A 13,956-nucleotide genomic window follows, 5' to 3' on the forward strand; every position below is an offset into this window, starting at 1 on the left:
CGAACTAAGCCTCAGCGGGAAGAGCACGGACGGTAGACACTGCAATCTTCGGTCGGTCGTCAACCGTGAGTTGGAACACGTCCGGCCGTGCGTAATGACCTGTCGCGTCGAAGTCGTACTTTGCACGGGCTACATCGCCGAGAGCGATGTCGGCGTACAGAATGTCCTCTCCTTCAAAATGCGGACCTGCCAGCACTTTGCCGAGCGGATCGACGATGAGGCTGCCCCCGCGCATGATGACGGTCTCGGGATCATCACCAAGGGAGCACTCGTAGTCCGGTGGGAAGGCACCCCGCTTGAGGTGCTGACAGGCCGACAGGACAAAGCAGCGCCCTTCCAGCGCAATATGTTGCATGGTCGGAAGCCACGTATCGCGATCGTCCGCGGTCGGAGCGCAATAGATGTTGATGCCTTGGCTGTACATATGCATGCGCAACATCGGCATATAGTTTTCCCAGCAGATCACCGCGCCGATGGTGCCCAGCGAGGTTTTGAATACGGGCAATGTAGAGCCGTCGCCAAAGCCCCAGATCAACCGTTCGCCTGCAGTCGGCATCAGCTTGCGATGCTTTCCCACCAGGCCGTTTGCTCCATCGAAGAATAGAACCGTACAGTAGAGCGTTCCCCCGTCTCTCTCGATGCAGCCGATAACCGTGAAGACTGCAGTGGATGCTGCCGCTGAAGCAATCAGCTCGACTTCCGGCCCGCCGAGGTCGATTGCCTGCTCCCAATAGTGGCGAAAGGCATCGCGCCCTTCAGGCTTGCGCACGCCGACCGGGGCGCCAAATGAATTGCCCTTGGGATAGCCACCGAGGAACGCTTCGGGGAAGACGACGAGTCGGGCACCTGCATTTGCCGCTTGCTCGATCAAGCCAGCGGCCTTTTTTGCCGATGCCAGCGAATCGTTTGGATTTGAACCCGCTTGAATCACTGCAGCCTTGTACGTGCCGGAACTCTGGGAGGTCATGGCGCAACTCTCGTTCTGAAATGGGACGAGCGGGCCGCCGTAACGGCGGCCCGCGGGAGATCGGGGGATAGGCAGGCCTAGCGGTCGGTCTCGAGCTTCGGCTTGTTTGGCAGCGCGATGGATCCGATCACCGCGACGACACCGCAGATGACGACCGGGTACCAAAGTCCGGCGAATACGTCGCCGACTGCAAGCGATAGGTAGGTGGCGAAGAAGGGTAGAAAGCCACCAAAAATGCCTGCACCGATGTGGTACGGAAACGACAGCGCCGTGTAACGAATGTTCGCCGGGAAGACTTCCACGAGGAACGATGCAACGGGGCCGTATATCATCGCGACGATGATCGTCATCACGATCAGCAGGAAGATGATGAATCCAGATGACACTTTCGCCGGGTCCGCCTTGGACGGGTAGCCAGCCTCAGACAGGGCCTTGCGGTAGGCCGCAGGATCGAAGCCCGGGATCGTTGCACCCTTCACCGTCATTGCAACAGCCTGGCCATCCATCGGAGCGGCGTAGGTGAAGTTGATGCCGCTTCCGATCAGCAGCTTCTTGGCCTGGACGCACGGTTTGCTGTGATCGCCATGGGTGCTGAGTAGAGCGGCGGCGAGGCCGAACTTGCACGCATCGCTATTGGCGTCCGCATGTACGGTAACCGGAGCGCTTCGGGTTGCCGCTACGAGCTGTGGATTTCCAGCTTCCAGGAGTAACGCGAACATCGGTCGATAGCACAGGGCCGACAGCGCAAGACCAGCCATCATCAGCCATTTACGGCCGATCCGATCTGATAGCCAGCCGAAGAAGATGAAGGATGGAGCGCCGATCACGAGACCGACAGCCATGAGAATATAGGAGGTTTGCAGGTCGATCTTTGCCACCTGCTGCATGAAGACCATTACGTAGAACTGGCCGGTGAAGTAGGTCGACCCCATGCCGGCCGTCGCGCCGAAGAGTGCGATCAGCACGAGACGTAGGCTCGACCAGCGACCGAAGGTGTCTTTGATCGGGCTCTTGGACAGGCGCCGCTCGGCTTTAAGACGGGCGAAGACCGGCGACTCGTGCAGCTTGGCCCGGACATAGATCGAGAACGCCAGCATGACGATCGAGATGATGAACGGGACACGCCATCCCCAGGCCTTGAAGTCAGCGTCGCTCATCAGGCTCTGCGTGCCGATGATGACTGCAATCGAGAGCGCCAAGCCAACCGATGAAGTGATTTGGATCCAACCGGTCAGCAAGCCCCGCCGATCGGGTCGCGAATGTTCCGCGACGTAGACGACGGCACCACCATATTCTCCGCCGACTGCAAGCCCCTGAATCAAACGCAGTACGACCAGGGAAATCCATGCCGCGTTGCCTACGCTCGCATATGTCGGCAGGAAGCCAATCAACGCGGTGCTGCTTCCCATCATCACGATGGTGATGAGAAATGTATATTTCCGGCCGACCAGGTCGCCGATACGACCAAAGACCACTGCACCGATCGGGCGGATCACGAAGCCGGCGGCAAGAGCGCCGAGCGAGGCGAGTACGGCTGCGGTCGGGTTATCCGGCGGAAACAGCACCGAACTCATGAAGACGGCCAGCGAGCCATAGATAAAGAAGTCGTACCATTCGAACACGGTGCCCAGGGTCGAGGCGAGAACGACCTGTCGCTCCTCGCCGCGTGTGAGCCTTTGGCCGGCGGCGGAGGCCGTCGCTAATGCATCCATAATTATTCCCCTCTCTTGCGCCCGCGTTCCAAAGAAGCCCGGCAACGGATCGATGATTTTATTTAGTCAGATACATATGATGTGGTCAAATAAGGCAAGCTTGAATATCTGGCGCGACGCGCCCAATAATGCGCCAAGCCGGAAAATCGCCTAACATCGTGATTCAAAAGGACTTTCAGTGAAGAAATCGCGCGGAACCCACCCGCCCGATCCATCGAGTGCTGCGGCGCGAGGATCGAAACCCAAGGCTGTAAGGGCCGAGCGCACAGGACGGCGCGGCATCCAGTCGATCGAGATCGGCTTCAAGATCCTTGATTATCTGAGGACCGAGCCACGACCGGTCCCGCTCAAGATGATCGCCGCCAGCACGGGGATGTCGGCTGCGAACGTTCACTACTACCTGGTGAGTTTTCAGGCCGTCGGTATCGTTCGACAGGAGACAGATACCGGGTGCTACGCTCTCGGTCCCTACGCGCTAAAGCTCGGCATGGCCGCTATCGAGCAGTTCGATGTCTTCACCGCAGCTCGCCCTGCAATGACCGACCTTGCCACGACGATTGGCCACACGGTGTTTCTAGGTGTTTGGGGCAACCGCGGACCGACAATCATCTATCGTGTTGAAGGTGGCGCAAGCCGACCCATTATTGAACTGCGTGTCGGCAGCGTGTTGAGCCTGTTGCGATCGGCCCTCGGACGAAACTTTCTCGCGCACCTGCCGCGATCAATTACTGAACAGATGCTTGACCAGGAGCTCAAGGAGGAGCTCTCGCGTCACGTAAGGGTCGACGACGCGCCAACGACCAAGTCCGAGGTCGAGGAAATGGTGGAGACAATACGCCGGGACGGCATCAGCCGCTGTCGCGACGCCCTTCTGCCCAACTTCACGTCCTTATCGGCGCCAATTTTCGATCAGGCTGGCTTCATGATCGCCGCCATCACGATGATGGGGCCCATCGGCATACTCCACGACGATCTAAAGGGCCCTACCGCGACGTCACTTATCGCGCACGCCCGCGCTCTCTCCGCCACCGCAGGTTGGCAACCCAGGGACTGATTGACATTCGACGAGGCGTCGCATGTCGTCCGTTTCGACGCCCATACCGACTACGCGCCGCCGAACGCGGCTATGGGAGCCGCTCGACCTTCGCCGCCATGTCGGGATAGCGGCTGACCCGGTAGGTCGCATTAGTGCACGTCAGAACCCAGACATCGTGATCCGGCTTGGACAGCTTCGCGTCACGTACAGCTCGCTGTGCCTTGTCGCACGCAAACCCTTGTGTACGGATTTGGGCTGCGATCGTGTCTTTGGGAGTCTGGCCGGCAACGTTTGCGACAAACCCCAAAGGTCCGCCTGCCAACAGCAAAACCGTGAAAAGTGGAATGGTGAGCCGAAGCGACGTCATCTAACACTCCGCTAAGACGAATATCACACTCGTTGGGCAACAGCTGGATGTCGAAATCCTCGCCGCGCGCGTGGCTCGGATTGGATGCAAAGCCGTCTGCTGCCAATCCCTCTCATTTTGTCCTGAGGCGGACTCTCAGGACATTTTCCCGCCGCGGCTATGCAGATTCGGCAGGCGGCTTGGTCGGTTGCAGGGTGTGGCATTTGAGAGACAACTCGCCGATCAATTGCTTGGCGGCTCGCGATTTTGCCGATTTCGCATAGACGAACGATGGCGGTGCCAGCTTAGGTAGAACACAGCTGATTGAAGGTCTGCGCATGCCAGATCGTCGGGCAATCGCAGAGGACCTTGGGTGCGTCAGGGGACGGCAAATGCGATACGCGAGGTCAGGGTCGAGGCCAGGTTGTTCGCGGCAGCTCTGTGTTGGAGTGATTGCCGGCCTGCTCCTGCTCCCAGCTGAAATTGCGCGCGCCGATGAAAGCGGCGTCAGCTTTTGGATACCCGGATTCTTTGGCAGCCTCGCCGCTGTGCCCGCGCAGGCCCCGGGATGGTCCATGACTTCGATGTATTATCATGACCAGGTCTCCGCCGGCGCTGATGTGGCGCGCGCGAGAGAATTCCAGATTAGGAACATTCCGGCGAATCTCACAGCCACCGTGAACGCGAACGTCAAAGCAACCGTGGATCTTGGATTGCTGGCCGGTACCTACACCTTCGAAACGCCGGTTTTGGGCGGTCAGGCCTCAGCCAGTCTGATGGGAGTCTACGGCTCCAACTCCACGTCGCTCGCGGGGTCGCTCACTGGAACATTGGCGACACCGGGCGGTGCGATACCCTTCTCGCGCGTCGACACCATCGATAGCTCGCTCATGGCATTCGGTGATTTGCTGCCAATGTTCCAGATGAAATGGAACGCCGGCGTTAACAACTACATGACCTACGTCACCGGGGACATTCCTGTCGGGGCCTATCAGTCGAACCGTCTTGCAAATCTAGGGCTCGGGCACTGGGCGATCGATGCCGGCGGCGGCTACACCTATTTCGACCCAAAGACCGGGCATGAAGCCTCGGCGGTGCTCGGATTCACCTACAACTTCATCAATCCTGCCACCCAAGTTCAGAGCGGCGTCGACATGCACCTGGACTGGGGCGCGTCGCAATTTCTGACCAAGCAGATTCAGGTCGGCCTCGTGGGTTACGTCTATCAGCAATTGGGCTGCGACAGCGGCTCCGGCGATCGCGTCGGCTGCTTCCGGTCGCGGGTGGTCGGCGTCGGCCCGCAGTTCGGCTACATTGTCCCGCTCGGAGACAAGCTGCAGGGCTATTTCAATGTGAAAGCTTACGGCGAATTCGCCAACGAAAATCGGCCGGCAGGCTGGAACCTCTGGCTGACGTTCAATCTTTCGCCTGCGGCAGCAACACCGCCCACGTCGTCAAGGCCGATGTTCACGAAATAGAAGGCGGCAAAGCACAACCACGTCAGCGCTCTTAAGATCAAAAGACGACGCTTTGCTCGGAGGGAGGGGGCTGTTCTGGGAGTATCTGCCTGCCGCCACTAGGCGCGACTGAGTTGACAGGCGCCAAAATCGTGGAGCCGGAGCGGCCTGATCGTCTTCATTCTGCCCTTGGTCGTATCAATCTCGTTTTTTCTCATCGCGGATCTCGATAGTCCTCGCGGGGGGTGCTATCCGCGTGCATCCGCAGAATCTGCTGGCCGCGTCGCAATCCATGAAGGCGCCGTAGCTCGCACGCACGCTGGCCCCGGATTCAAGCTCCGAGTGAAGCGAGGTGAACCAGACAGGATACAGCGATGAAGCAGATTGCCGGTAAGCGACGATGGGGAATTGTTCTCGTGGGAGTGGCGATCGCCTATCTCTTGCTTGCCTATGTGATACTGCCGGCCTTGTGGAGCCATCACGAACGCGAGCCGGGTCTGGCTTCCTTGCCGATGGTGACACGGACGGCGAGCGGCATTCCCGGCGATGCGCTGAATGTCGGACTGGTCGGCAGCAGGGAAGATGTGCTTCGCGCCATGCATGCAGCAGGCTGGTTTCCAGCCGATCCGATTACATTGCGATCGAGTATCGAGATCGTTGGCAGCGTGGTGCTCGACCGGCCATACCGCGATGCACCCGTGAGTCCGCTCTACTTCGAGGGAAAGAAGGAAGAGCTCGCCTTCGAGAAGCCCGACGGCAGAAGTGCGGACCGGCGCCACCACGTCCGATTCTGGCAAGTCCTGAACAAGGGGACGGATGGCCGTCCGGTCTGGCTTGGATCGGTAACGTTCGACCGTGGGGTCGGTCTGAGCCACGACACCGGGCAGGTCACTCATCATATTGCACCCAATATCGATGCCGAGCGCGACCTCCTGATGCAGGATTTGCGCGAAGCCGGCATGGTTCAGAACTTCTTCCAGGTTTCGGGAACGGGGCCCACGCTATTGGGTCGAAATGGGGAGGGTGATCCGTACTACACGGACGGAGAGATCGACGTTGCCACGCTGGTGGTCGATGGCGAGAGGCGAACGCAGCCGCCGCTGATCGTGCCTCCACCGCCGGTCATCGCGATCAAGGACGAAATCTGGCACGGCGTCAGCAACGCAATCGGTCAGTAGCCGCTGCTGCGGACGCCATCCAGATTCACGAGCTGTGGTCATAGCCGTCGAGATGGCGAGTTCGCCTGTTCGGGAACTATCGCTTCGATCGCGCACGAAGATCGCCAGTGAGGCGCGTTATCTCCCGGTCGTTCGGCGCAATACGGGAGAGCTGCTCGGCATATTCGAGGGCGGTTCCGATATCTCCGGCGTCGCGGCTGTATGCCACGAGGGCAAGCAGGGTTTCGCGATCGCCAGGATGACGAGACAAGTTCTCCTTTAGGGCTGTCATCGACTCGTCCATGCGACCCGAGGAATGCAACGCCACACCGTAGACATAGGCATAGTGCGACCGGCCAGGTTCGAGCTCGGTTGCCGTGCGAAATTCCGCGAGCGCATCATCCGGCCGTTTCTCGCGGATCAGGGTGAGTCCGAGCGCGTGGTGTAGCCCGGCGTCGGGACGCGAGATTTGGATCGTGGTTCTTAGAACGCGTTCTCCATCTTCGTTCCTGCCAAGTTGGCGGTACAAGTCAGAAAGATTGATCGCCCCCGGCGCATATTGCGAGCTGAGCCGCAACGCCGCCTTGTATTCCTCCTCGGCAGCGCTTGTGAGGCCGCGGCGGACGTAAAAAGTGCCAAGCGATGTCCGGGCTTCGGGTCGATCCGAATTGAATTTCTGTGCAGCGACGAACTCGGCCGCTGCCCGATCGAAAGCGGTGCGGTCGGACGAAGGTTGGTTAGCGGTCGGGACGGCGGCCAGGACGGACACTGCTCGGATACGAACACCTCGGCTCGAATCGGAAAGAAGGGGCGAGACCAGCGACCAGTTTCTGTTACCTGGGAGGCCGTCGATCATGTCGAGAGCTCCAATCCGCACGAGCGGATCTGGATCGATCAACCCTTTGCGGGCGAGTTCGATATTGCCCGGCGAAACGCGTGATTGCATTTCGCTGAGAGCGCTCGCTCGTGCGATCGCCGGCGCGGTTGGGCTGGCCGCGACCAATTCCAGCAGCGCCGCTGCGTCAGGGCGGTTGGTCCAGGACGCCTGGAATGCCTCGGCGTAATCCTGAAACCCCTTGCGGGCCGGGCCATGCCAGTGCGCGACAGCGTCGGCCGCCCATTGTGCCGATTTGTCGGTGTGACAATCGTTGCAGGCGTTCGGCGTGCCCAGCTTGACTGACAGATCCGGTCTCGGGATACGAAGGCTGTGATCGTGCCGCTTGTCGATGATCATGTAGGTGCTTACCGGCATGTGACATGCTGCGCAGGTGACTTTGGGCGTGGCGCCGTCGTGATGCGTGTGTGAAGCAACGTCATATTTTTCGGAGGCGTGACATTGCAGGCATACGCCGCCGCCTGGCGCTCGTAGCTTGGCAGTGTGTGGCTCGTGACAGTCGCTGCAGGTAACGCCGGCCGCGAACATCCTGCTTTGCTTGAACGAGCCGTAATTATAAACCTCGTCGCGCATTTGCCCGTCGGCGTGGTAGAGCCCGCGAGCGAGGAGGGAGACGGTGTGAGTGTCCGACAAGGGCTCTCCCGGCACCCATTCCTCGGAAAACTGGCCGCGCCGCGCATGGCAGAGACCGCAAGTCTCGACTTCTCTTCGCGTCGTTGCTGGAGTGATGCTGCGTTGCGGATTGCCGGTCTTGGGATCGTGCTGCCAGGTGACACCGTCCCGTTCGTTCAAAAGTACCGCGAGGCCCTTGCGTGGGTCCTTGTCTCTTGCGAACCAGCTCTCCTGACTGCGTGCCCAGTCGACGTGTTGGGATCCCCTGCCATGACACGCCTCGCAGCCGACACTGATTTCGGTCCATGTGGTGCGGAATCGATCGTTGGCCGCGTCATAGTTCTTTTGCACGCCGGTCGAATGGCACTCGGCGCACATGAAATTCCAATTCTGGTTGAGCTTGGTCCAATGCAGCACATCATCGTGCTTGATCTGCTCGTCGGGATAAAGATGAAACCATCTCTGCCCGCCCTGATCCTTCGGCCGGCTGTCCCAGGCGATTGAAAGCGCCTGGATACGACCATCGGGGAATTCGATCAGATATTGCTGGAGGGGGTCGATGCCAAACGTATACTTCACCTCGAAGATCGCAAGCCTGCCGTCGGGGCCGTCGGTTTCGACGAAGAACTTGCCGTCCCTCGTGAAAAATCTCGAGCGGACGTCGTGGTAGTCAAAGCTGGCATTCTCGAAATCACCGAGTACGTACGCCGTACTGGCATGCTGCATCGCATGCTTGTGCTGAGATGTCTGCCACCCTGCCGCTTGGGCGTGATGGCAGCCGGCGCAGACCTCGCTGCCGACGTAGTTCGGCGAAGCCGTCGCAGTTTGCGCACGCAGCGCTCTCGACACGCCTGACTCGTCTCTCACAACAAACAAGGAGCCTAAACCACCCAAAGCGACAACCACGATTGCCGCAAGTACTGCAATGCGCCGCGACGATTTTCGAAGCCGGGCAGGTACGATGCTCGGCGCGTCGGCTCGCGCGTTCGCGATGCTTCCGGTGGGTACCGGTTTGGCAGGCCGCCTCTTGTCGGATCGCCCTTTGTTTCGCGACACTAGCTACGCCCGCTGGACCTCTCGATTCCAGAGGTTAAGGATGACCGCTGCGACCAGCGCCGACTATGCAAGTTCGGCAAGCTGCGTCCGTGAAGGCTCTTAAATATCTACTACATCCCGGCCTTGCAGGTTAGCGCCGCGCGTATGTGATCGTCATGAGCCACTCCTTGCATTCACCGCCAAGGCAATGTGTCAGGTTCGCGCTCGCCATCGCAGGATGGACGCCCCGTGGGGCGTCCGCCTGATCACATCATGCCCACTTCGCGTGGCTAGTCGCTTGCCTTGCTGGCGTTGGCCTTTTTGACCTCATCGAGCACCCCTGAGAGGTTGTAGCTCTCCGGCGCCTGCAGCGGCGGGAATTTCTCGTACGTCGTCAGGTGCCCCAACCAGAGCTGCTGGCCGATGGGCAACAGGTTCCAGTCATATAGGAAGGCGGTCGTCGGGCCGCCGAGCGCTCCTCCGATGCTGAGTGCCGTCTTCTGGTCGATGCCGACCGCCTGCTCGAACGGATCACGCTTGATGTTCTGGACGAGCGTGAAGTGGAACGGGACGAGCGGCATGATCCAGCCGGCCGGCCCGGGTTGCGACATGGTGTAGTACATCTTCCAGTTCTTGTAGCGGACCGCGGACGGGGTCGCGCCCGAGAAATAGAAGAAGTGGTCGCGCGCCGACTTCTCAGACTTACCTTCGAGGTAGTCGCGCTGGTCGAAGCCATCGAGGGTCGTCTTGACGATGCCGGGATACTGGCCGGCCTCGATCTGCTTCTTCAGCCCGTCGCCCGAGGGCCCGCCGGCGATGTCAACGATGGTAGGCACCCAGTCGAGCGCGGCGAACAGCTGGTTCTTCACCGTGCCCGGCTTGATATGCCCCGGCCACCGGACGACGAGCGGGGCGCGGTAGCCGCCTTCCCACGCCTCGCCTTTCTGGCCCTTGAACGGGGTCACGCCGCCATCCGGGAAGGTGATCGCCTCGGCACCGTTGTCGGTGGTGAACACGACGATGGTATTGTCGGTCTGCCCCATGTCGTCGAGCTTCTTCAGCACGAGACCGATATTGTCGTCGAGCTGCTTCATGCCGGCTTCGTTGATACCCCAATCCTTGCCGCCCTGTTCGCCCATCATAGCCTCGTACTTCGGCGGCAGCACGGTCGTGATGTGCATGCGCGCCGGGTTGTACCAAACGAAGAAGGGCTTGTTGGTCTTCTTCGGATCGTTGCGATCGAGGAAGTCGATCACCTTGGTCGAAATTTCTTCATCGACCGTCTTCGAGCGTTCCAGTGTCAGTGGGCCTTCGTCACTGCACATCTGGTTCTTGCCCGTGCCGTCCGGGGACTTGCACGACAGCATGTTGCGCGGGGGGCGTCAGACAAACTGTGGTCTTGGGATCGACCGCGCCGGGCACTTCCGGTATGCCGGGGATCGGCGTGTTCTTGCAGGGCGGCGCGACGGTCTGCTGCAGTGGCGTCTTGTTGATGTCGGGGAAGCTCACACCTTGCATCGCGTCGAGGTGATAAAGATAGCCCCAATACTCCTGGAAGCCATGCGCCGTTGGCAGCGCCTCGGTGTGATCGCCTAGATGGTTCTTGCCGAACTCGCCCGTGGTGTAGCCGAGATCGAGCAGGAACTGGGCGAGCGCCGGTGTGCCGGGCCGCAGGTAGGACGGGCTGCCAGGCAGTTGCGGCGGGATCATGCCGGTGCGCAGCGGGTACATGCCGGTGAAGAATGCATTGCGGCCGGAGGTGCAGCTCTGCATGGCGACATAGTCCATGAAGATTGCGCCTTCGTTGCCTATGCGATCGATGCTGGGTGTTTCGCCGACCATCAGTCCTCGGTGGTAGATGCTCGGTTGCATCCATCCTATGTCATCGCCCATGATGAAGAGGATGTTGGGTTTCGATCCTTGCTGGGCTGAGGCAGGAAGACTTGCCATTGTCGCTGCGGTACTGAGCACGACAACGGCGCCCCAGAATATTCTGAACATGCGCATGGTTTGCTTTCCTCAGGTGTCGGCTGCTGAGACCCGGGCCGCAGCCTTCGCCCCGATCCACCCATCCAGCCTTGCCGACCCACGCAAATTGCGTTTCGGGCAACCAGCCGGAGGCCTCGCCCTGGCAAATTGGGCGAAGCGCCCTCGATGGGCTATGCACCTTCGGCAGATTTCGCCGACGGCAGCGGCTCGCGTTCCAGTGTGGTGGACGGTGTTTCTCCGAACGTGGTTCGGTAGTTCACCGCAAAGCGGCCAAGCTCCACGAATTGATGTTTCTGGGCTATCTCCGTAACGCTCGTGGTCGAAGCATCAGCGCGTTGCAGCGCAGAGCGAGCCTTGTTCAATCGTTGCAACAAGAGATATCGCGTGGGACTGACGCCGAGGAAATCCGCGCAACACATCCGCAGAGTCCGCTCTGGCACGCCGACTTCTGAACACAATGCGGGCAATCTGACTTTCCGGTCGAGGCATCTTGGGAGCGCTTCTTCGAAGCGGGCCATGATGGCAGCGTGGTTGTGCCTCTTTCTGGAATTGTCATTCGCCCCGTCGGCGTCCAGGAGATGTACGATCGTGTGAAACATTTCCTGTTCCAGCGCTCTTGCCACCTCGGGACGCTCGATCAAGCGTGTTCTGGCATCCGCCATTTGGCGGGCTTGCTTGAAAATACGCTGAAATCTCGTCACCTCTGCACGCGGGAGGCGAAGTATTCTGCTCGCATGCGGCGACGGGATCGGCCATCCGTTCAATGCTTCGCTGCAATCCGTCAGGTGTTGGGGAGATATTGAGATCAAGCCCCATTCGCACTCACGGCCGGATCGCTGATGCATGCTCTTTCCAAGACCGTGCAAGACAATGTCGCGGTTTCCGAGCGGAGATCCGTCAATTATCGGAGACATCCTACCCACCGGAAATGACAGGAATAACCGCTTGAGGGATAACGAAATATGGGCAATGCGCGGGAGGCTTTCGTGACACCAGCGAACCTCCAAATGCTCCAATTTCAGCTGTGTCAGCTTTGCGCTGAAATCACCGGCACCTGTTATCGTGAGCTTGACGCTCGCATCGCGAAATCCGGCTGCGTAGCGGTCGGGATCATTAAAGGTGAATGTACGGCCTTGTGCCATAAGCCTGTCCCGCGAGCCGGCGGACAGCTGGCGGCCGGCTCAGGCTTCCACGTCTCGCCCTGGCACCCAGCATTCAGCAATTGACCGGCCTTGGATATGCGGATTCGGAAGGGCGATGATCAATCGTGATTTCCGGGATTGTGCAAATCCGGCGAAGTCCTTCCGACATCGCGCGCGCCGACAGGATGTTTCGGTGCGCTATTGCAGGCGTGCTGCAGATGCATCGATTGGAAGCGATGAGGGGCGATCGAGATGAATCATCCGGTGTTGCGCTGGCTGACGCAGCGTCTCCGATGGTGATTCTCCGAACAGCGTGCGATAGGCAACCGAAAATCGTCCAAGTTCCCAGAAGCCATGGTCGGTGACGATGCGAGTGACGCTAGTTCGGTTGGCCTCCGCAGCCAGAAGCGCGCTGCGCACGAGATGCAGTCGACGCAAGGTGAGATACCGTATTGGCCCCATACCGAGATGTTCTTCGCATGAAGCACGAAGCGTGCGCTCGGCCACGCCAATGCCCGCACAAATTTCGGTCAGATAAAGCGGCCGATCGGGATGTGCCGCCAGGAATTCCTCGAACCGCATCATGATTGCATCATGGCGGTGGCCGCCCGTCTTGATCGGTCGAGCGGTGCTTTCACTGAGGCAGCGTACCATGATGTGAATGAGTCGCTCTTCCAGCGCTCTTCCTACCTCCGGCAGCTCGAGAATATCCGGCGATTCATGCGCGAGCTGTCCGACTGCGTTGTGAAGCCTCAATAGCCGTGACATCAAAGCAGCATCGGGGCGGACGATACTCCCCAGCTGCGTCTCTGCAAGTTCACCGCCTGTGATGGCTTTAAGAGCGGTATTCCATTCGTTGGTAGGAAGGGACATTGCGCCGTTTCGAACGTCACGACCGAAACGCTTATGGATCACACCTCCACGGCTGACGATCACGTCGCCAGGCAGGACCTCGAGGCCGCAGTACGTCAATGTCGGAGATTGTGGGTCGGTCAGAAAGGAGATTGCCTTGCGGTCCGGCTTGTGCACGACAGTGGCGACCTGTGGCAGAGCCGAGTGAAACCGCTGCATCCAGAGCCGGTCAAAGCGAACTTTGGTAATTTCAGTGTCAAAGCATCCCCTCGCTGTGGGGAATACCTCTACGTCTGCCCCCTGAACGGCCGCGGCGCAGACTTCCGGATCGGTAAACCTCAGAACTGCGCACCACGGCATTTCTGTCTCCCCGGACGGCGGCGCTATTTTAGGTTGATGAAGCTGCGAGGGTCGAGTTGTCCTTGAGGCCAATAGACGTCGCTCGATCCGGACAATTGGATCGATCCGTGAGATCCGTTGCCGGAACTCAAGCAGGTTTTCCCGGGTGGTCTCCGGTACGCCCCTGACCATGCCGGACGGGCTGACGGGCGAGCTGGTCGAGGAAGAAGACGAATACGCTGCTCGATGAACCGCTATGCTGCGATGCACTCATGTGCATGTGCGGCCTGGGCGGCACGGCGGTGCTGGAATGTGCCGATTCCGCATAGACAGAGCCGGCCGGCAGCCTGACAACATGATCTCGTCATATGGTCTTTGCAAAATTCAAGAGGCTGTGGATCAAACGGCGCGAGCGCC

General features: G+C 59.8%; 9 protein-coding genes and 1 pseudogene. 3 read left to right on the forward strand and 7 right to left on the reverse strand.

Features of this window, described 5'->3' with window-relative positions; translation table 11 throughout:
• Positions 1 to 4: 4 nt before the first annotated feature.
• Positions 5 to 967, reverse strand: coding sequence for a carbon-nitrogen hydrolase family protein (locus AC630_RS20580; protein ID WP_074120299.1), 963 nt, complete (start codon positions 965 to 967; stop codon positions 5 to 7).
• A gap of 77 nt (positions 968 to 1,044) precedes the next feature.
• Complete coding sequence (locus tag AC630_RS20585; RefSeq protein ID WP_083636328.1) at positions 1,045 to 2,679, reverse strand: MFS transporter; 1,635 nt, start codon at positions 2,677 to 2,679, stop codon at positions 1,045 to 1,047.
• Positions 2,680 to 2,857: 178 nt separating this feature from the next.
• On the opposite strand from AC630_RS20585, the gene AC630_RS20590 reads away from it, so the two are divergent.
• The gene (locus AC630_RS20590; protein WP_074120300.1) at positions 2,858 to 3,733 is read left to right on the forward strand and encodes an IclR family transcriptional regulator; all 876 of its coding nucleotides are present in this window, start codon (positions 2,858 to 2,860) and stop codon (positions 3,731 to 3,733) included.
• A 70-nt stretch (positions 3,734 to 3,803) separates the two neighbouring features.
• On the opposite strand, the gene AC630_RS20595 is transcribed toward AC630_RS20590, so the two are convergent.
• Positions 3,804 to 4,082 (reverse strand): hypothetical protein, encoded by a 279-nt coding sequence (locus AC630_RS20595; protein ID WP_074120301.1) that lies wholly within the window; start codon positions 4,080 to 4,082, stop codon positions 3,804 to 3,806.
• A gap of 428 nt (positions 4,083 to 4,510) precedes the next feature.
• Here AC630_RS20595 and AC630_RS20600 point away from each other — a divergent pair, with 428 nt between their 5' ends.
• Positions 4,511 to 5,539 carry a SphA family protein gene (locus AC630_RS20600; RefSeq protein ID WP_245330466.1) on the forward strand — a complete coding sequence of 343 codons (1,029 nt, stop codon included), beginning with the start codon at positions 4,511 to 4,513 and terminating at the stop codon, positions 5,537 to 5,539.
• 353 nt (positions 5,540 to 5,892) lie between these two features.
• Positions 5,893 to 6,696 (forward strand): LssY C-terminal domain-containing protein, encoded by an 804-nt coding sequence (locus tag AC630_RS20605; protein WP_074120302.1) that lies wholly within the window; start codon positions 5,893 to 5,895, stop codon positions 6,694 to 6,696.
• Positions 6,697 to 6,772: 76 nt separating this feature from the next.
• Here AC630_RS20605 and AC630_RS20610 read toward each other — a convergent pair whose 3' ends face one another.
• The 4 genes and pseudogenes from AC630_RS20610 to AC630_RS20625 form a co-directional block, all read right to left on the reverse strand.
• Positions 6,773 to 8,908 carry a tetratricopeptide repeat protein gene (locus AC630_RS20610; protein WP_349538963.1) on the reverse strand — a complete coding sequence of 712 codons (2,136 nt, stop codon included), beginning with the start codon at positions 8,906 to 8,908 and terminating at the stop codon, positions 6,773 to 6,775.
• Positions 8,909 to 9,507: 599 nt separating this feature from the next.
• Positions 9,508 to 11,167: pseudogene (locus AC630_RS20615) on the reverse strand (arylsulfatase).
• 209 nt (positions 11,168 to 11,376) lie between these two features.
• On the reverse strand, positions 11,377 to 12,348 hold the full coding sequence (locus tag AC630_RS42925; RefSeq protein WP_083636330.1) for an AraC family transcriptional regulator: 972 nt from the start codon (positions 12,346 to 12,348) through the stop codon (positions 11,377 to 11,379).
• A gap of 198 nt (positions 12,349 to 12,546) precedes the next feature.
• Positions 12,547 to 13,560 carry a helix-turn-helix domain-containing protein gene (locus AC630_RS20625; protein WP_074120304.1) on the reverse strand — a complete coding sequence of 338 codons (1,014 nt, stop codon included), beginning with the start codon at positions 13,558 to 13,560 and terminating at the stop codon, positions 12,547 to 12,549.
• Positions 13,561 to 13,956 lie beyond the last annotated feature (396 nt).

The organism is Bradyrhizobium sp. AS23.2 (genome assembly GCF_001908185.1).
Classification (GTDB): domain Bacteria; phylum Pseudomonadota; class Alphaproteobacteria; order Rhizobiales; family Xanthobacteraceae; genus Bradyrhizobium.